The sequence below is a fragment of the Streptomyces sp. 8P21H-1 genome (assembly GCF_013302945.1).
In genome coordinates this window covers 1-645 of record NZ_JABTYA010000010.1, presented here as the reverse complement: position 1 = coordinate 645, position 645 = coordinate 1, and the positions used below count along the sequence as shown (strand labels likewise).

The window sequence follows — 645 nt, the reverse complement described above, 5'->3', positions numbered from 1 at the left end:
CCCCGCCCGCCTGGTCCGCCGACGCGACGCGCCGTGCGGAGCCGCGTGCCAGGCCCCGCAGGACCGGGGGCACGTCGGCGGCGTTCAGTGTCCTGGTGTCCAGGTTCATGGGGACCAGCGCCGGCGCGGCCAGTGCGCTCGCCGCGTCGAGGAGCCGCAGTCCCTGCTCGGGCGACAGCCCGACCAGGCCCGCGCGGTCCATCCGCTGCCGGTCGCCGTCCGTCAGGTCCCCGGCCATGCCGTCGTCGGTCGTCCACAGGCCCCAGGCAAGGGACTGGGCGGGCAGGCCGGTCGCCCGGCGGTGTGCGGCCAGCGCGTCGAGGAAGGCGTTGGCCGCCGCGTAGTTGCCCTGTCCGGGGGTGCCGATCACCCCGGCGACGGAGGAGAACAGGACGAACGCGCCCAGGTCCATGTCGCGGGTCAGCTCGTGCAGGTGCAGGGCCGCCCGTGCCTTGGGCGCCAGGACCCGGTCCAGGCGGTCGGGGGTCAGCGAGGAGACCATGCCGTCGTCCAGGGCGCCCGCCGCGTGCACCACGCCGGTGAGCGCGCGCCCGGCGAGGAGGTCCGCCAGCGCGTCACGGTCGGAGACGTCGCAGGCGACGGTCTCCACCTCGGCGCCCAGGGCGGTCAGTTCGTCCGCCAGCT

1 protein-coding gene is annotated in these 645 nt (G+C 76.4%); it reads right to left on the bottom strand.

Features of this window, described 5'->3' with window-relative positions; translation table 11 throughout:
* Nucleotides 1–645: SDR family NAD(P)-dependent oxidoreductase (locus HO151_RS00205; protein ID WP_173894116.1), on the bottom strand; the 645-nt coding region annotated here is incomplete at both ends.